The sequence below is a fragment of the Anisomitus miae (SeqCode) genome, from assembly GCF_054906395.1.
Map to the genome: position 1 here is coordinate 181,986 of NZ_JBRACL010000006.1, position 19,764 is coordinate 201,749.

Sequence of the window (19,764 nt, forward strand, 5' to 3'; positions counted from 1 at the left end):
TTAGGAGATAGTAAGATTATGGAAAGTTTAATCAAAAATCAAAAATCATTAATGATAAGTTCTTTAGATAAAAATGGGAATCCAAAAATAAGTTGTGCTCCATTTGTTTATATGAATAACAATTTGTATATTTATATAAGCAAGGTTGCTGATCATTATGATAATATTATTAATAATGGTAATATTAGTGTTATGATAATAGAGGATGAAAAAGATTCAGATTTAGTTTTCGTGAGAAAGAGAGTTTCATTTTCTTGCAATGCGAAATTGATAGAGGATAATGATGATATCCTTGATGAATTTTCTAAAAGAAATGGAGAACAAATAATGAGTAAACTAAGAAATATGGATTTTAATCTGTTCGAGATCACTTTAGAAAAGGGAAGACTTGTTAAAGGATTTGGACAAGCTTATGACGTGGTAAAAGTTAATGATAAATTTGAATTAACTCATGTTGTTATTGAAAAAAATCATGCAGAAAAGGCTAGCACTTAAGACATTGCGTTGAAATAAAACTGGTAGTATGCTCTTAAAAACAATTAACCTCAAAGTATGTTAAATCTTTGGGGTTAATTTTTATTTTATTTAAATGATGGATGATTAACATCAAGATTTGAAAATTTATTTTTGTCTGGAGATGGTGAAGATAAGTCGAAATATATTCTTGAATCTGACGTAGTACCAAAATCTTTATTGGATCCAGTTTCCTGAATTTTGTTAAATGCTTTTCTAAACATTGCATTATGTGCTTCTTCACGATTTAACAAGAAATCTATAATTTGGCGAACCTTCTTGTCATCAATTTGTCTATACAAATATTCATATACAACTTTTGCCCTTTGTTCTGATGCTATATTTGACAAAAGGTCAGCACATAAATCTCCCGTTACTGATACATAATCACCAGTCCATGAGTACCCAGATGAATTAACTAGTCCTGGACTTAATCCAAAATTTACGTGAGTTTGGATTTCCCCAACTTGAGTTGCAGAAGAATCAACATCATGACCATTGAGAAGTGTAATTGTTTGAGAAATTATTTCTAAATGTCCTAGTTCTTCTGCCGCAATATCTAAAAACAGATCTTTTATTTCTAAATTCTTTATTCTGAAGCTTTGAGACATATATTGAAGTGCGGCCTTTAATTCTCCATTTGAACCACCAAGTTGTTCCTGTAAGAGAGCAGCATAATGAGGATTTGGTTTTTCAATTTCTACAGGAAACAATAATTGTTTTTCATGTTTGAACATATATAATCTCCTTTTTGAAATATTTAAATATTAGTATTTTATAAATAATTTAAAAATATACAAAGGTATAATTATTTTTCTAGACATAGATAGATTTATTATTTAAACTTAATTGTATAAGCGTAAAGGAGGAGGTCCTGTGCCTATTATCAAAGATTACATAGATGAACTTTTTCAAAAGAATGATCTCTCTGATGATAAGCTATTATACATTTTGGAAAACGTGGATGATCGTTGGAGAAATTATTTGGTTTTTAGATCTAATGAAATTCGTATGAAGACATATGGAAATAAAGTTTTTATGAGGGGACTTATCGAGTTTACGAATTATTGTAAAAAGAATTGTGAATATTGTGGTATTCAAAACAAAAATACCAAAGCTCAGCGTTATAGGTTGACCTATGATCAAATTATGGAGTGTGCAGAGATAGGAGATAGATTGGGTTACAAAACGTATGTTCTTCAAGGAGGTGAAGACCCATATTTCAATGATGAGGTTATGATTGACATAATAAAGGGAATCAAAAAAAGATTTCCTAACAATGCAATAACTTTGTCTTTGGGTGAAAGAGGATATGACTCTTATAAAAAAATGTTTGATGCTGGTGCTGATAGGTATTTGTTAAGACATGAAACTGCATCGAAGGATCTTTATGAATGGTTGCATCCAGGAGAAGTTTTTGGAGATAGAATTCAGTGTTTGTATAATTTAAAGAAAATCGGATATCAATTTGGTGCTGGTTTTATGGTTGGTTTACCAAGACAGACAAATATGGATTTAGTTAAAGATTTAAGATTTGTAAAAGAGATTGAGCCACATATGTGTGGAATAGGACCTTTTATTCCACAAAGTGAAACTTCTCTTGGTAAGTATTCTGCCGGAACTCTTGAGGATACTATAACTATGCTTGCTATAGTTAGAATTTTGTTACCTAGTGTTTTGCTTCCAGCGACAACCGCTCTTGGAAGTATAAATAAAGGCGGGCGTGAAAAAGGAATTAAGGCTGGAGGAAATGTCGTTATGCCAAACTTATCACCGACAAATGTTCGAGATAAATATGCATTATACGATGGTAAAATTTGCACAGGCGATGAAGCTGCAGAGTGTAGGATGTGTATAGAACGAAGAATAAATAGTGCGGGATTTGAAGTGGCTATAACTCGGGGAGATAATGTTAAATGGGCTAAGGATAATCCTCATATTCTCCAATACGATACTAACGCCAGATCTATGGGTGGAATACTTGGATTTTGATTTTTAAGATTAGATGTTTAGAGGGGAAATAATTTCATATGTTGAGTACGCCTAATTCAAATAGAAAACATATTGGGATATATGGAAAAGTAAATTCTGGGAAATCATCATTGATTAATGAACTTGTGCAACAACACATATCCTCGGTTTCGCCTTTTAGTGGAACAACAACTGATGTTGTATACAAGGCTATGGAGTTAATACCTGTTGGTCCTGTTCTCTTTATAGATACTCCAGGGATCGGTGATTTAACAGAGCTTGGTGAAACTAGGATTAAAAATACATATAAAACGTTGAGTAGAGTAGATACTGCTTTGTACGTTATGGATTCTATAGATATTGATCATGACTTGTATAATGAAATGAAACTTAACTTCAAAAGATTTAATATTCCGTTTTTGACGGTTGTAAATAAAATTGACTTAGTTGATAATGCTAAACAGGATTTATTGAAAGCAGAATTTGATGATGCTGTTTTTATTTCTGTAAAAAACAAAATCGGAATCGACGATGTCAGAAATAAAATTGTAGATTTTCTAAAACAGGAAAATGAAGAGGGACCTATCGTAGGTGATATACTTCCTTATAACAGTAAAGTAATACTGGTAGTTCCAATTGATTCAGAGGCACCGAAAGGTAGGATAATTTTACCTCAGGTTCAATGCATAAGAGATTGTCTTGATCATGGAATAAAAAGTTATGTTGTTCGTGATACAGAACTTGAAGGGGCTCTAAATGACATAAAGGAAGTTGATCTTGTCATAACTGATTCTCAGGCTTTTAAGAAAGTAGGGGATATTGTTCCTTTAGATGTAATGCTTACAAGCTTTTCGATTTTGTTTGCAAGGCATAAAGGTGATTTGAACATTTTCTTAGAGGGAATTCGAAAAATAGAGAGTTTAAATAAGAGGTCTAAGATATTGGTTTTGGAAAGTTGCTCTCATAACATTTCTCATGAAGATGTTGGAAGATTTAAAATACCAAATTTATTAAACAAAAGAGTTGGATTTGATTTAGAATACCATTTTTATATAAGACATGATGTACCAGAGGATATCAAGAAATATGATTTAGTCATACATTGCGGTGCTTGTATGATTAATAGGAAAACCGTATTAAACAGAATAGAACGGTGCAAATATGAAAATGTAAGTATAACAAATTATGGAATTCTCTTAGCGTATCTAACAGGAAATCTCGAAAGATCTATAGCTATTTTTAAAAACAATATACATGATAAGAGCTCACAAATGCTTTGATGCTGTTTTGTCAACAAAGCGATTATTGGGTGATTTTATTTTTGTAAGGAAGTATATTGGTATTTGTTATTTACCTTTAGAGAATGAGTAAACAAGGAGAAAAGATATTTTATTATAAGAATTTGCATTGGTTGTAGAAATTATCTAGCGATTTCTTACAGTCAAGATCGGTAGAAAGAAGGTATGCGTATGAATGATAAAATAATACAGAATCAGCGGCTTGATTATTTGATAGATCAATTCAAAGCTGAATTTGATGAATATAAAGATTTGCAGATACCAAGTGATATAAGTAGCAAATGGCGTATGCTCCGTTCGCTCATGAATATTCGTATGCCACGAAAGATGGATGAAGAAATTTTGAATGCTCAGGATGAATATTTGCAGGAGTGCATTAAGGAAAATGGGATCGTTAAGCTTTCAGATATTCCAATAATAAAAAATGGATTATCCATATGGCAGGGCGATATAACTAGGCTTGCTGTAGATGCTATTGTAAATGCTGCTAATTCTCAAATGATCGGATGTTTTATTCCGATGCATACCTGTATCGATAATTGCATTCATACCTTTGCTGGAGTTCAACTTCGAGATGAGTGCAATCGACGGATGAATAATATGAGAGAGAGGTATGGTAAGAATTATGAACAGCCGATTGCTGTTCCGATGTTGACAGATGCCTATAACCTTCCTGCAAAGAAAATCATCCATATTGTAGGTCCTGTTGTTCAATATAAGCTGACATCGGAATTAGAAAATAATCTTAAAGAATGCTATTGGAATACTTTGGATATGTGTAAAGAAAATGATTTGAAGAGCGTTGCGTTTTGCTGTATTTCTACGGGTGAGTTTCACTTTCCAAACAAACGAGCAGCTGAGATTTCAATAGAAACCACTATTAATTGGATTAAAGAACATATGGGATGCATGGAAAGAGTGATATTTAACGTTTTTAAGGATGAGGATAAGAAACACTATGAAGAATTTATATAGTAAAATGCCGAATGGTTACCAAGAGAGTATTCAAAAGAGATTAAATGCAGCAAGATATTTTAGTAAGAACATGTCTTTAGGTACAGGGGTAAAGGAGGAAAATATAGCAAATCTGAAACATAAAATCGAGACTATGGACGCTATCATAATCGGATCCGAGGCAAGACTTTCTACATCTGCCGGACTTACATACAGTGGCGAGCGTTTTGAACGATACTTCTTTGATTTTGCGAATAAGTATGATATCCATGATATTTATTCTGGTGGTTTTTACGATTTTCCTGATGTTGAAACGAAATGGGCATGGTGGGCAAGGCATATATATTACAATCGCTATATCGAACCACCTAAACCTGTCTATAAGGATCTTCTTGCATTGGTGAAAGGAAAAGACTATTTTTCTATTACAACTAATGTGGATCATCAGTTTCAAAGATCGGGATTTGATAAAAAACGACTCCTCTATACACAGGGAGATTACGGTCTTTTTCAAACTTTGGATGGTAGAAATGGTAAGACCTATGATAATGAAGAATGGGTCATGAAAGCGATGGAGGCACAAGGTTTTACGAAGGATGAGGATGGTGTGTTTCAAGTGCCAGAGAGTAAAAATATTGTTATGAAAATTCCATCAGAATTAATTCCTAAATGCCTGGATGACGCTTCGGATGTTACAATGAATCTTCGTGTAGATGATTCATTTGTCGAAGATGAGGGATGGCACAGAGCATCAGCAGCATATTCTGGCTTTCTTCAAAGATTTAAGAATCTCAATGTGTTATACCTAGAACTCGGTGTGGGAGTTAATACACCGATTATTGTGAAATATCCGTTTTGGCATATGACAATGACAAATAATAATTCTATTTATGCTTGTATCAATTGTGGTGAGGCATTTTGCCCACTTGAAATTGAGGATAGGAGCATATGCATAAATAGTGATATCGGTGAAGTATTTGCACAAATGAATGAAGGTATTTAATTATTGTTTTGTTGAGTAGGAACTTAGATGTATTTAGCGAAAATACATCGTATTGATAGAGATTTTAGTTTTACTTTGACTTTGACTGTATGAAGCTATCGTAGATGATACTACGGGTATCTGGATTGTAAGTAGTAAAGATAAGAAGACGATCATATTAAGAGCAAAGGCATCTCTGTATGATCGTTTTTTATTTTTGGAAATAGAAAGAAAATAGGAAGATATGAATAGAAAATTATTTTTTTATATATTTCAAGTGTAATAACTCATGTGCTTTTCCCTTTCCCGGTTCGCCCATATATTTTTCATACATTTTTACTATTGCAGGATTTTGGTGTGACTTTCTGTATTTTAGATTTTTATCTTGATTATATAAAACTTTACCCCTTAACGACCTAAAGTCTATTTTCTCTCTCATATCTTGAGGAATACGAGGTTGTCCTCCACCATTTATGCAACCACCGTTACAAGCCATAACTTCTATGAAGTGGTATTGCCTTTTTTCAAGGAGACCTTCCTTTTTCATTTTGAAGAAATTACCTGCTCCATTTACAACAGCTACATTATATTTCTCATTATTTATTTCGACTGTAGCCTCTTTAATTCCTTGAAACCCACGTACATCTTCGTATTCTATTTTTTCTAAATATTTACCTTCCAAAATATCTTTTACACTTCTTAAAGCAGCTTCCATAACTCCACCTGTGACACCAAATATTGCTCCAGCACCACTATAGAGTCCCATTGCTTCATCCATTTCTCCATCCTCAAGTGAAGAGAAATCAATTTTCAATTCCTTGAGCATCATGCCAAACTCACGTGTAGTTATGACTGCATCAATATTTCTTATATCGTTATTTATCATCTCTGATCTATCTGCTTCGTATTTTTTCGCAGTACACGGCATTATGGTAACTGTAAAAACTTTTTTTGGATCAATGTTTTCAATCTCTGGATAATATGATTTGCTAGCAGCTCCAAAAATTTGTTGGGGAGATTTGGCAGATGACAAATTGCTCAAAAGCTCTGGATAAAAATTCTCAACTAGCCTAACCCATGCAGGACAACAAGATGTAAATATAGGAAAATCTGTATCTTTATTTCGTATTTTGTTCGCAAGTTCATTCGCTTCTTCCATTATTGTGAGATCTGCCCCAAAATTTATATCAAATATTTTATCAAAACCAATCTTTCTGAGAGCTGTATATATTTTGTGAGTTACGTCTATTCCGTAATCCATTTTAAAGAGCTCTCCTAATGACGTTCTAACAGATGGAGCCATTGCTACAATTACATGTTTCTCAGGATCGTCAAGAGCTTGCTTTACACGATCAATATGAGATTTTTCATATAGAGCGTCTACTGGACAAACATTTACACATTGACCACAAAGTAAACAGTTTGTATCATCAAAACAATTCAAATCCTGAGGTCCAATAATTACTTCTCCGTTTATATCATGAAACAAAATTGAATTTGTACCAACCTTTTCTTTGCATACAGCAACGCAGCGTCCACATTTAATACAACGAGATCTATCTATGACTATTGACTTGCTTCTTGAGTCTATGTATGAATCATGATCTTTTACAATAAAGGGTTTTGAAGCACGTGCTTTGGTTTGAACGACTAACGGTAAAAGTTCACAGGTTTCACGTCTCTTACACTTTCCGCAAGTAAAATTGTGTGAATTCAAAATCTTTGATACAGCATCTTTGATTGCTTCATTAACTTTATCACTATCAGTCCTTATAACCATATTGTCTTTTGCTATTGTCGAGCATGAGTAAACCAGTCTATCCTCTCCCTCAATTTCAACTAAGCAAGTTCCGCATTTATTTGTATTTGCACAGCCTTTTAAGTAGCATAGAGTTTTTATTTTAATCTCATTGTCGTTTGCGATTTCTAAAATTGTTTGATTCTCTTGAACTGATATTTTTTTATCATTAATAGATATAGTAATCATAAAAATTACCTCCACAATTTGAAAAAATTAACAGACCAAAATTGGGAATAATACGAAATGATTTTAACATAAAACCGTTTAATTATCATCCAAAATAATAAAATTCATATTTTGAATTTATTTATTTAAATACGTTAATAAATAAACATTAATTAAATAAACATTGATATTCAATTTTTAGTTATGATGAATTAGCATAAATAAAAAACTACATAATGAGTAAACATAAAGCTAGATAAACACCTAACAGCATTTTTAATAAACGTAAAGTTTGAATTTGAAAATAAAATTAACTTGTTTGAAACTAAATTTTATTTTTTATGGTATATAATTAAACGATTGTCTAAAAAACAATGAGTTGGGAGGTTTTAAATGTTTGGAGTATTTAAACACTTAAAGGATTACAAAAATGTTATTGTTCTCATAATTGCTTTGGTTTTTATTCAATCTATAATGGAACTTTTTCTCCCTACTATAATGTCGGGAGTAATTGATGATGGAATAGTTAAAAAAGATATGAATCGGATAATAGTCCAGTCTCTAAAGATGATTGGAGTAATAGTTGTTTCTATCATTAGTTCATTGACTTCTCTGTATCTAGCGTCCAAAGTTGCGGTTAGATTCAGTCAAGATATTCGAAGGAAGATATTTGTGAAGGTCCAAAGCTTTTCGTCACGAGAGTTTAATAAATTTGGAGTTGCCTCACTTATAAATAGAACCACAAACGATATAACACAAATTCAAATACTTACACTTATGTTGCTTAGAATGATGATTTTTGGACCGCTAATGGCAATAGGTGGATTGATAATAGCTATTTATAGCGATGTTAAGTTGGCAACTGTATTAATTGTATCAGTTCCAACGTTGCTTGTTATAGTTTCCTTTATAGGAATTAGGACCATGAGGATATTCTCTTTGATGCAGAAAAAATTGGATAGAGTTAATTTGATTTTTAGGGAGAATCTAACAGGAATAAGAGTTATAAGAGCTTTTAATAAACAGAAATATGAAGAAAAGAGATTTGATAATGCAAATAAAGATTTGACCAAATTCACAGCTAACGCTTACAAAATATTTGCGAGGCTTATGCCTGTTATGATGTTGATATTTTATTTAAATTCTGTTGCCATAATATGGTTTGGTGGTCACAGAGTTGGTGGTGGGACTCTTTTAGTTGGAGATTTAATTGCATTCATTCAGTACTCTAATCAAATAATGATAGCACTTATGACATTTTTTATGTTATTCGGTATAATTCCCAAAGCTGTTTCTTCAGCTAAAAGGATCGGCGAGGTATTAGAAACAGATTTTTCGATATCAGATTTAGATGAACCCACAATATTGAATAATGATTCAAAGGTTTCTTTGAAATTTGATAATGTCAGTTTTGCTTACAATGAAACTGGGGAATACGATATAGAAGATATAGATTTTGAATGTGTGGCTGGTGAAACTGTTGCCATAATTGGTGGAACCGGTTCAGGAAAATCGAGTGTTTTAAATTTAATAATGAGATTTTATGATGTTAGTAAAGGCAGTATATTAATTAATGGAATTGACATAAGAGAAATTTCTCAAAAAGAATTAAGGGAGCAAGTAGGTTATATTCCTCAAAAGGCTGTTTTATTTTCAGGAACTGTTCGTTCAAATTTGTGTTACGGTAAGGAAAATGCAACAGAGGAAGAAATGATAAATGCATTAAAGATTTCTCAATCTTATGATTTTGTATATAGCCTTGATAAGAATTTGGATGCTCCTATTTCTCAGGGAGGGGCTAACTTATCAGGAGGTCAAAAGCAAAGGCTATCTATAGCGAGAGCACTAATTAGAAATCCTAAGATATATTTATTTGATGATAGTTTTTCTGCATTAGATTTTAAAACAGATGTTAAATTAAGAACTGCTCTTAAGGAAAATGTTAAAGATTCAATAGTTATAATCGTTGGTCAAAGAATTACATCGATTATGAACTCAGATAAGATAATTGTTTTAGATAATGGGAAAATTGTAGGTATCGGTAACCACAGAGAACTTTTAGATAATTGCAAGGTGTATCAAGAAATTGCAAAATCTCAATTGTCAGAGGAGGAGTTATCATGAGTAAACGAGATGTAAAATCTTTCTCTGGATCTAAATCTAGGAATTCCAAAAAGACAACGGCACGATTGTTTGGATATTTTAAAGCAAGATCAGGTTTGTTAATTTTAATTATAATTTTTGCTATAGTAGGTCAAGTTTTTACAATATTGGGACCTAAGATAATGAGTACTGCTGTTAATGAAATTTTCAATGGATCTGTTAGAATTGCAAATGGAACGGGCGGAATTAATTTCGCTTATATAGGAAGGATAATTTTGATATTGGTATTTATCTATATTTTAGGATGTGTATTTGTTTATTTGCAAAATTACATTATGGCAAATGTTGGGCAGAATACAATGCATGACATAAGAAAGGATATAAATTTGAAAATATCACGAATTCCACTTAAGTATTATGATACTCAAACATATGGTGAGATATTGAGCAGACTAACAAATGATGTTGAACTTGTTAGTACGACAATTCAAGAGAGCGTAACTCAATTTATTTCATCAGTTATAACAATAGTGGGAGTTATATCTTTCATGATAAGCATAAGTCCAGTAATGACTGTTGTGGCTGTAGGGATTTTGATATTTGGGATATTTTGTATAAAGCCAATGATTGTAAAGGCACAAAAATATTTTAGAAATCAACAAAACTCTATAGGGAATTTAAATGGCTATATTGAAGAAATGTTTTCGGGTTATAACGTTGTAAAGGCATTTGGACGTGAGCCTAATAATATTAAGGAATTTGATGAAATAAATAACAGACTATATGAAAATGGTTGGAAGTCACAGTTTATATCTGGCATAGTGATGCCGGTGATGATGTTTATAAACAATATAAATTATATTGTTATAGCATTAATAGGAGGATACTCTGCCATAATTGGTAAAATGGGTATAGGAGATATACAAGCATTTATACAGTACTCAAGGCAATTTGGTATGCCTATAAATCAACTTGCGAGTATTTCAAATATTTATCAGTCTACAATAGCTGCAGCCGAGAGGATTTTTGAGTTTTTAGATGAAGAGGAGTCTGAAGGTAATGATGGGGAAGGAAAGCAAATAGAGAATGTTTTAGGAAATGTGAGATTTGAAAATGTAAGATTTGGATATTACCCAGATCAAATTTTAATGAGTGATATTAATATTGATGTAAAACCTGGTCAAAAGGTTGCCATAGTTGGGCATACAGGTGCTGGTAAAACAACACTTGTAAATTTATTAATGAGATTTTATGAAATAAACTCTGGAAGTATAAAGATAGATGGTGTAGATATATCGGAAATGAGCAGAGAGTATTTGAGAAGTTTATTTGCTATGGTTTTGCAAGATATATGGTTGTTTAATGGAACTATAAATGAGAATTTGGCCTATGGAAGATTGGATGATGTGACACAGGAGGAAATTTTATCTGCCTCTAAATCAGCTCACACAGATGAGTTTGTAAAATTACTTGAGAATGGTTATGACACGGTGTTAAATGAAGATGCATCCAATATTTCTCAAGGGCAAAGGCAACTTTTAACTATAGCTAGAGCTATAATTGCTAATCCTAAGATTTTGATACTTGATGAGGCAACAAGCAATGTGGATACAAGAACAGAAGCTTTGATACAAAATGCTATGAAGACTTTAATGAAAGGGCGAACTAGTTTTGTGATAGCTCATAGGCTTTCAACGATAAAAGATTCAGATATAATACTCGTTATGAAGCAAGGTGATATAATAGAACAGGGGAATCATGATGAACTTATGAGGCAAAATGGTGTTTATGCAGATTTGTATAATAGCCAATTTTCTGAAGATGCTTAAAGTTTTAAAAAAGAGCATGCATCCTAGCGATGTTTGCTCTTTTCTTTTTTTAGATTACGCACATGAGGATAAGAGAGGATCAACCCAGAAACCTCTCTCACAAAATGGCACACATTTTAATTAAACGAATAGATATTTTGGAAATTTGAAGTTTATTTAATTCAAATAATGTGTTACATTAAAGAGCATAACACACTACACTTGGCGGGAATATGTGGGAATCGAACCCACCCATCGTGGTATTAGCACGACAACGCAGTTTTGAAGACTGGCGAGTCCACCAGAACTCATCTATCCCCACAACATACTGAGTATTATAGTTTATTGTGGTATAAATGTCAAACAGAATAAAGGTTAGGAGATTTTTGTTTTATGAACATAAAATTTATGAAAAGTGACAAATTTAAATCAAATAGTATAAGTTTAAATATTCCAATTGACATAGATGAGAAAATTACAGATTTAAATTTACTTATTCAGATGTTAAAAATTGGGACAAAGAAGTATGACTCCGTTAAAAAAATATACAGTAAACTTCAGGATATGTACGGTACATATTTTAATTGTTATATAAATAAGTGCGGTGAAGTTGCTGTATTTACAATTTATTTGGAATTTTTAAAGGACAGTTACATAGATAAAGATATTTCTTTATGGAATGAAATTATAGATTTTCTATATGAGGTTTTTTGTAATCCTTTGATACGTGATGGAAGTTTTAATGAAGTATTTTTAGAAATTGAAAGAGAGAACGTAAGAAAGAATATTTTAAGTTTATATGATTCTAAAAGTTATTATGCTTATATTAGATGTGAGCAAATATCAACTCAGAATGAGCCTTATTCAAATTACATATATGGAGATGTTATGATACTAAAACACATAACAGGAGAAAGCTTGTATAAATTTTACTTAAAATTAAAAGAAATGCCTTACTATTTTTTTATAATTGGTGATTTTGATGAAACAAAAGTACGTTACTCAATTGAAGAGAAATTTAAAAAAGGTATAACGAAGAAATTTTATACAAACAATAACAAGTTTTTGAAAACTTATTTTGTCGAAGAGTCCGAACAGTTTGACGTTAGTCAAACAAAATTAGTAATAAACTTCAAGACTCCAATAACGATTTTTAATGGAGATTATTATGCATTTTTTGTTTTTAATAAAATACTTGGGGGAGGATATTCAAAGCTTTATAGAGAGATTAGAGTTAAGAGGAATCTGGTATATAATATAAATTCTCATTATGAAAAGTTTAAAGGAATGCTATCTATAGAATGTGGAATTAATGACGAAAATTTTGAATTGACTAAAGATGTTATATTAAACGAGATTGATAATATATCAAACGGTTCAGTTACTCAGGAGGATATAGATAATGCAAAAAGTAGTATTAAACGTGTTTTGATGTCTGTTCAAGATAAAATAATATCAATTCATTCATTTATGGTTCCACTTCTCATATTTGAAAAAGAAGGAAGAATTGATGAATTTTTAAGAGAAATAAAGTTAGTAGATAGAGATAGAATCATCGACTCCTCTAAACAAATAGCAAAATCAGCTATATTTTCTGTAAGACCTATAAAGGAGAATTAATATGAAAGTATTTAAAGACGATAAATTGAAAGAATCTATACAGGTTTTTAAAGTCAATGGATTACATGTTTACGTTATGGAAAAGAAACAATTTTCTAATGTGTTATGTTCATTTGTAGTAAAATATGGTTCGAATGATATTTCTTTCAAGATTGACAGTGATAAGAATTTCAAAAGGTATCCTTTGGGAATTGCACATTTCTTAGAACATAAAATGTTCGATGGTAATGAGAAAGATGAGGTTTTTAAAAAATTCTCTAAAATAGGAGCGGATGTGAATGCTTATACAACTTACGATGTAACAAATTACTATTTTAATACCACAGATAAATTTGAAGATTGTATAAGATATTTGTGCGAAATGATTTATGGATTAAATTTAAGCGAAGAGAGTGTGGAAAGTGAAAAATTAGTAATAGAACAAGAAATCAAGATGTATGATGACGACCCTTACACTAAAGTATATAGAAATTTTATTACTACAATGTACGAAGATCATCCTATAAGAAACGATATACTTGGAGATAACAATACAGCAAATGCTATAACGAAAAATCATCTTGAAGATTGTTATGAAAATTTTTATTCAAATAATAATATGTTTCTTACCATCGTAGGAAATGTAGATGTGAGTGAGGCTAAACACATCTTAAGTAAATATGTAAAAGATAAGATAAAGCCTGATGTTATACGAGAAAAGTTCAATGCATATTCACCAATCAATAAACACTATGTTGAGGAAAATATGGGAATGAATGTACCGACCAACATTTTAGGATTTAAAGATATGACTTTAATAAATTCGACAGATACTGATTATGTAAGGAAACTTATTGTTTTTGAAATGATACATAGGATTTATTTTAGAGCAACCTCGGATTTTTATGATAAAATTTATAAGAGTAAGATTATTGATGGAAGTTATTATACTGAATACTCTCGTGGGAATGATTATGGTCATTATATGTTTTATGGAGATGGAGAGAAATTTAAGTACTTAGCAGAGAATTTGTTTAATTATTATTCTAAATATGATTTTTCGAAAGATAAAAATATATTTGATAGAGTTAAGAGGTCTATGCAGGGAAATTACATAAGTTTGTTCAATAGTGTAGACAATATTTCAAATTTAATGATTGTATTAATAAAAAATAGATCAAATTTATTTGAGTACCTTGATGTGCTGAATAGAATAAAGCTCGATGATGTTATTTATGAGTTTAAGAATATATTTAATGAATCTAATATGGTTCATTCTAAGATTTTTTAAATAATAAAGCCAGATTTCATTTTGAAATTTGGCATTTATGTTTATATGGAAAAATTTCCAAAAATATAGAATATACATATTTTCTTTTATAATTCAAAAATATATAATTGATTTAGTAATTATATTGGTAAGAAATGAGGAATATTTTTGAAATTTGAACATTTTCCAGTAATGTTGAATGAATGTGTAGATGCTCTCAATATAAAACCAAATGGAGTTTATATAGATTGTACACTTGGAGGAGGAGGACATTCTTATGAAATTTTAAAAAGATTAAATAGTGATGGGAAACTTATTGCTATTGATCAAGATGATTATTCAATTAAGTATTGCGTAAAAAAATTTGAAGGGATAGAAAATATTAAAATTATTAAGGGAAATTTTGAAAATATAAACTTTATAATTAAAAGTTTGGATTTAGAAAGAGTAGATGGTATCTTGATGGATCTTGGCGTATCTTCACATCAAATTGATACAGAAGATAGAGGGTTTAGTTATATGCGGAATAGTGTACTTGATATGCGTATGGATAGATCTAATGAGTTAACAGCTGAGAGTATTATTAATACTTACAGTGAAGAGAGATTGTCTGAAATATTTAAAATTTATGGAGAGGAAAGATACCATAAAAAAATTGCTTCTAGCATTATAAAGAGAAGGAATATTAAACCAATACGGATGACTTTTGATTTAGTTGAAATAATAGACAAAGTTATTCCAGGCTATGAGAGTAGGATTAGAGGACATTCTTCAAAAAAGGTTTTTCAGGCTTTGAGAATAGAAGTTAATAGGGAATTGGAGATTTTGGAAAACTCTATAATAGATTCGATAAATAGTTTAAGTATTGGTGGAAGAATTGTAATTATAACTTTCCATTCGTTAGAAGATAAAATAGTGAAAAAGGTTTTTAAATATTTATCTATGGACTGTATATGTTCTAAGGATTTACCTATATGTTGTTGCAGTAAAAAGAAAGAAATAAATATATTGAATAAGAAACCAATATCACCATCTTTGGATGAATTAAAGGTAAATTCTAGATCTTCATCTGCAAAATTAAGAGTAGCTGAAAAAGTATAAAATTAGAAATATATAAATATGTAATAAAATACTTTGGGGGTACATAATTATGGGTAAAGACGAAAATATAAAAAAAGAATTCGACAGTGATGTATATAAAGATATAAAAAGACGTTCACTAAATATTTGCGTTAGAAGAAGCTTTTTTTGTATTCTCGTGTGTTTTATAATATGTGGAATTCTTCTGATTTTGAGTAGCTCTAAAATTTATAAAAGGCAAAGAGAAATAACTGAGATAAAAAATGAAATTAATAGAGCTACGCAGGAATTAGAGAGTTTGCAACTTGAAATTTTAAATTTGAAGGGGTTTGATAAAATAATGGAATATGCTGAATATTTAGATATGAGTCCTCCTAAATTGGGAGAATCAGTATTTGTAGATTTGAATAATGATAATTTTGATGTGGAAGAACAAAATCATCCGGATAAACCGTTTCTTCTGAAAATATATGATCAACTATTCGGTAGAAATCGTTAATATCAGGAATAACCTTTTTATTTTGCTAAGAGGGCATGCTATGAAACAGAAATTTACAGATAAATTTTTGACTAAAAAAAGGGCACTCGTGACTATGTTTATATTTTATTTCTTAATAGTGGCAATAGTATTAAATCTTTTTAGAGTTATGATAATAAAGGGAGAAGAGTATTATGCAATTGCTGAAGACCAGTGGACTAGTTCCGTTAAAATTCAAGCAAAAAGAGGATCGATTTTAGACAGAAATTTGAAAGAATTGGCAGTTAGTGCAAATGTTTATAGAGTAGATTTAGATTTAAAAACAATTAGGGAGTATTTAGAGAAAAATTCATTGACTGTTGAGGATATAGCACCTAAAATGGCTGAAGCATTGGAAATGAATACAGACAAAGTACTTAAAGTCTTGAATACTAAGGATAGTAAAGGTAATCCAGCTGGATCAGCTTATTTAGTACGGAGAGTTGAGAAACAAAAGGTGGATAAAGTTAAGGAGTTAAATATATCAGGAGTAATAGTTTCTCCCGATACAAAAAGGTATTATCCTAATAATTCATATTTGTCTCATGTGCTCGGTTCGACCGACATTGATGGTAAAGGGTTAACGGGTATTGAATTGATGTATGATGAAGAACTTACGGGAGTTGATGGATTTAGGATAGTTGAATTAGATGCAAAATCAAGAGATTTACCTTATTCGATAAGTGAGTATATCGATCCTATTGATGGGAAAAATGTAGTTCTCACTATAGATGAAAAAATTCAATTTTTTGCAGAAAAGGCGGCTAGTCAGGCTTTAACAGATAATCAGGCTAAAACAGTTAGTATAATTGTTACCAATCCAGAAAATGGAGAAATACTAGCTATGGTAAATAAACCGGACTTTAATCCAAATACTGTTAGGGATGAAGTTAGTACATACGATGAACTGCAACAATTATGGAGAAATAGGGCAGTAAATGACATATATGAGCCAGGGTCAATATTTAAAATTGTTACAGCTATGGCAGCTATTGAAGAGGGACTGGTATCAGAAAGTGATATTTTTCATTGTGATGGACATAAGGAAGTCGGAGGAAGAATTATACATTGTTGGAAGAGAATTGGACATGGAGCTCAGAGTTTTGCCGAAATATTACAAAATTCATGTAATGTTGGATTTATGGCCATTGGAGAAAGGCTAGGTGCTGAAACTTTGAATAAATACATAGAAAAATTTGGGTTTGGACAAAAAACGGGAGTTGATTTACCAGGAGAGGCAAAAGGAATAATTAAAAAGACGGAGAATATTTCTACGGTAGATCTTGCTACTATATCTTTTGGTCAAACAAATACTACAACTCCAATTCAATTTTTGGCAGCAGTTAATGCTGTAGCTAACGATGGTGTATGGGTTAGACCACATTTATTTAAAGAAGTTTCTTATTATGATGATAAGTATAATTATATAGTTGATAAGAGGTTTGAAGATTATTCAGAAAGACGAGTTGTGAGTGAAGAGAGTGCTGCTTTAATGAGGAATTTGCTTGAAAAAGTTATTTCTGAAGGATCTGGATGGCGAGCTTTTATAGAAGGATATGAGATCGCAGGTAAAACAGGAACAGCACAAAAGGTTGATTCAGAAACTGGTACTTATGGAGCAGGAAAATATATTTCATCATTTGTTGGATTTGCTCCTGCAAGTGATCCTAAAATTAGTATATTTATATCTATAGATGAGCCGTCAGCTGGCGAGTACTACGCAGGAGTTATTACAACACCTGTAGCTAGACAGCTTTTCTCGGATTTGTTTAATTATTTGTCGATAAATGTATCTTCCACTGATGATGAAGTTAGAAAGAGTTTACTTAAAGATGTTATAATCCCTGAAATTAGGGGTTTGAATGTTAATGATGGTCAGCAATTATTGAAAGAATTGAAATTGGAATATGAAATTAATGGAGAAGGTGAAAAGATCGTAGATATAACTCCTAAACCAGGATATTCTATTAAAGAAGGTACTAAAGTCATGATATACAAAGGAAACTCTGAACAAATAGATACTCAGATATTAATGCCAGATTTATACGGATATAGTAAACAAGGAGCAATTGAGATTTTGGAAAGTATAGGACTAAAATACAAAATAACTGGTGAAGGACTAATGGTAAGTCAAAGTATCGAAGTTGGAAAAATAATTCAAAAAGGTGATACTGTAGAGTTGACTTTCAGTATAAAGGATATTCATTAGTTTTAATCAGAATTAAGGAGGGCTAGATGAGGTTAGTAGAATTATTTAGTAATTTTGACTATAATCTGGTTTTGGGATCTGATAAAATCGAAATTAATGGAATTACAGATGATACAAACAATATTCACGATGGAGATGTTTTTTTCTGCATAAATGGCTATAATTTTGATGGTCATAATTTCATACATGATGCTGTTTTAAAAGGTGCTGATTCTGTAGTTGTGGAAAAAGGATTTGAAAAGAATCTACCTACAAATTTGGACTGCACGATTATATCTGTAGAGGATACTAGAAAAGCGTTATCTATTGCTTCTATAAATTATTTTGGAAGATTGTATGAGAAGATAAAGATTATAGGTATTACGGGTACAAATGGTAAAACTACAACAACGTTTATATTGAGGGAAATTTTTCGTAACGCTGGATTTAAAACAGGATTAATTGGGACTATAAATAATTTTATTAATGACATAAAGATAAAGTCTAATAGAACAACTCCTGGAGCGATACAATTAAATAGCATACTTAACGATATGTACAACAATGGTGTTGAATATTGTTTTATGGAAGTTTCATCACACGCATTAGAACTTGATAGAGTTTATGGAATTGAATTTGATTATGGTGTTTTCACTAATTTAACTCAGGATCATTTGGATTTTCATAAAAATTTTTCGAGCTATTTCAATGCTAAATTTAAATTATTTGATATGAGTCATAAAAAAATTATTAATAGTGATGATAACTATGGGAAAGAAATTATAAATAGAATTGATTCAAATGTTATTACATATGGGATAGATGATTTAAAGAGTGATTTTATCGCTAAACACATTGTTTTACAAAAAAATCAAACCAATTTTGTTATATGTGATAAATTTGGCAGAGAATATAAATTTGATTATAATTTAGTTGGGAGATTCAACATTTATAATGCATTGCCGTCCATAATTATTGCATTAAATGAAGGGATATCCGTTAACGTTATACGTGAAAGTTTAAAAAGTGTTTTTGTAAGTGGACGCCTCGAAAATGTTTCTAAAAAATATAATCTTGATTGTGATATATATCTGGATTATGCTCATACCCCAGACGGAGTAAAAAGTTGTCTCAATACTCTTAAATATATAGCAACTGGTAGGATAATTTGCGTTATAGGTTGTGGTGGGGATAGGGATAAAGAAAAGCGTCCTTTGATTGGTAAGATAGCTTCTGAATTAAGTGATTATGTTTATTTAACGTCGGATAATCCAAGGAGTGAGGATCCTATAGAAATTATAAAAGACATAGAAAGTGGTATTGAAAAATCGAATTATGAAATCATAGTAAATCGATTCGATGCGATAAAAAAGTCTATAAAAAATAGAAAAGCCAATGATATAATTCTTATAGCAGGTAAGGGTCATGAAGATTATCAAATTTTAAAAGATAAAGTTATACATTTTGATGAAAAGGAAATTATAGAAAATATTTTTCGAGAAAGTTGTTAGTTAT

General features: G+C 30.9%; 15 protein-coding genes and 1 tRNA gene. 13 read left to right on the forward strand and 3 right to left on the reverse strand.

The features are described 5' to 3' along the window. The first annotated feature begins 18 nt into the window (after positions 1–18). A complete protein-coding gene (locus tag AALI31_RS03545) occupies positions 19–495 on the forward strand; it encodes a HugZ family pyridoxamine 5'-phosphate oxidase (protein ID WP_489885152.1) in 477 nt (158 codons plus the stop codon). Between the two features lie 86 nt (positions 496–581). On the opposite strand, the gene AALI31_RS03550 is transcribed toward AALI31_RS03545, so the two are convergent. After that, positions 582–1,250 carry a manganese catalase family protein gene (locus AALI31_RS03550; RefSeq protein WP_489885153.1) on the reverse strand — a complete coding sequence of 223 codons (669 nt, stop codon included), beginning with the start codon at positions 1,248–1,250 and terminating at the stop codon, positions 582–584. Positions 1,251–1,395: 145 nt separating this feature from the next. Here AALI31_RS03550 and hydE point away from each other — a divergent pair, with 145 nt between their 5' ends. The 4 genes from hydE (at position 1,396) to AALI31_RS03570 (ending at position 5,739) form a co-directional block, all read left to right on the forward strand. Next, positions 1,396–2,505, forward strand: coding sequence for a [FeFe] hydrogenase H-cluster radical SAM maturase HydE (gene hydE, locus AALI31_RS03555; RefSeq protein WP_489885364.1), 1,110 nt, complete (start codon positions 1,396–1,398; stop codon positions 2,503–2,505). A 38-nt stretch (positions 2,506–2,543) separates the two neighbouring features. Then, on the forward strand, positions 2,544–3,764 hold the full coding sequence (hydF, locus tag AALI31_RS03560; protein ID WP_489885154.1) for a [FeFe] hydrogenase H-cluster maturation GTPase HydF: 1,221 nt from the start codon (positions 2,544–2,546) through the stop codon (positions 3,762–3,764). Between the two features lie 189 nt (positions 3,765–3,953). Continuing rightward, complete coding sequence (locus tag AALI31_RS03565; protein ID WP_489885155.1) at positions 3,954–4,757, forward strand: protein-ADP-ribose hydrolase; 804 nt, start codon at positions 3,954–3,956, stop codon at positions 4,755–4,757. Beyond that, positions 4,741–5,739 carry an SIR2 family NAD-dependent protein deacylase gene (locus AALI31_RS03570; RefSeq protein WP_489885156.1) on the forward strand — a complete coding sequence of 333 codons (999 nt, stop codon included), beginning with the start codon at positions 4,741–4,743 and terminating at the stop codon, positions 5,737–5,739. The genes AALI31_RS03565 and AALI31_RS03570 overlap by 17 nt, the downstream gene beginning before the upstream one ends. 235 nt (positions 5,740–5,974) lie before the next feature. Here AALI31_RS03570 and AALI31_RS03575 read toward each other — a convergent pair whose 3' ends face one another. Beyond that, positions 5,975–7,705, reverse strand: a complete 1,731-nt coding sequence (locus AALI31_RS03575) for a ferredoxin hydrogenase (protein WP_489885157.1) — start codon at positions 7,703–7,705, stop codon at positions 5,975–5,977. Between the two features lie 372 nt (positions 7,706–8,077). Between AALI31_RS03575 and AALI31_RS03580 the strand changes: the two genes are divergently transcribed. Together AALI31_RS03580 and AALI31_RS03585 are read left to right on the forward strand one after the other, a co-directional pair. Continuing rightward, positions 8,078–9,808: an ABC transporter ATP-binding protein gene (locus AALI31_RS03580; RefSeq protein ID WP_489885158.1), complete on the forward strand. Its 1,731-nt coding sequence runs from the start codon at positions 8,078–8,080 to the stop codon at positions 9,806–9,808. Next, positions 9,805–11,616 (forward strand): ABC transporter ATP-binding protein, encoded by a 1,812-nt coding sequence (locus AALI31_RS03585; protein WP_489885159.1) that lies wholly within the window; start codon positions 9,805–9,807, stop codon positions 11,614–11,616. Before AALI31_RS03580 ends, AALI31_RS03585 begins: the two co-directional genes overlap by 4 nt. A 202-nt stretch (positions 11,617–11,818) precedes the next feature. Here AALI31_RS03585 and AALI31_RS03590 read toward each other — a convergent pair. Next, positions 11,819–11,915, reverse strand: a tRNA-Sec gene (locus AALI31_RS03590). 73 nt (positions 11,916–11,988) lie between these two features. On the opposite strand from AALI31_RS03590, the gene yfmF reads away from it, so the two are divergent. The 6 genes from yfmF (at position 11,989) to AALI31_RS03620 (ending at position 19,760) form a co-directional block, all read left to right on the forward strand. Then, positions 11,989–13,215: an EF-P 5-aminopentanol modification-associated protein YfmF gene (yfmF, locus tag AALI31_RS03595; RefSeq protein WP_489885160.1), complete on the forward strand. Its 1,227-nt coding sequence runs from the start codon at positions 11,989–11,991 to the stop codon at positions 13,213–13,215. A gap of 1 nt (position 13,216) precedes the next feature. After that, the gene (gene yfmH / locus AALI31_RS03600; RefSeq protein ID WP_489885161.1) at positions 13,217–14,485 is read left to right on the forward strand and encodes an EF-P 5-aminopentanol modification-associated protein YfmH; all 1,269 of its coding nucleotides are present in this window, start codon (positions 13,217–13,219) and stop codon (positions 14,483–14,485) included. A 147-nt stretch (positions 14,486–14,632) separates the two neighbouring features. Beyond that, the gene (gene rsmH, locus AALI31_RS03605) at positions 14,633–15,565 is read left to right on the forward strand and encodes a 16S rRNA (cytosine(1402)-N(4))-methyltransferase RsmH (RefSeq protein WP_489885162.1); all 933 of its coding nucleotides are present in this window, start codon (positions 14,633–14,635) and stop codon (positions 15,563–15,565) included. Positions 15,566–15,614: 49 nt separating this feature from the next. Beyond that, positions 15,615–16,043, forward strand: coding sequence for a septum formation initiator family protein (locus AALI31_RS03610; RefSeq protein WP_489885163.1), 429 nt, complete (start codon positions 15,615–15,617; stop codon positions 16,041–16,043). A gap of 40 nt (positions 16,044–16,083) precedes the next feature. Next, positions 16,084–18,270 (forward strand): stage V sporulation protein D, encoded by a 2,187-nt coding sequence (locus AALI31_RS03615; protein WP_489885164.1) that lies wholly within the window; start codon positions 16,084–16,086, stop codon positions 18,268–18,270. Between the two features lie 26 nt (positions 18,271–18,296). Further along, the gene (locus AALI31_RS03620; protein ID WP_489885165.1) at positions 18,297–19,760 is read left to right on the forward strand and encodes a UDP-N-acetylmuramoyl-L-alanyl-D-glutamate--2,6-diaminopimelate ligase; all 1,464 of its coding nucleotides are present in this window, start codon (positions 18,297–18,299) and stop codon (positions 19,758–19,760) included. Positions 19,761–19,764 lie beyond the last annotated feature (4 nt).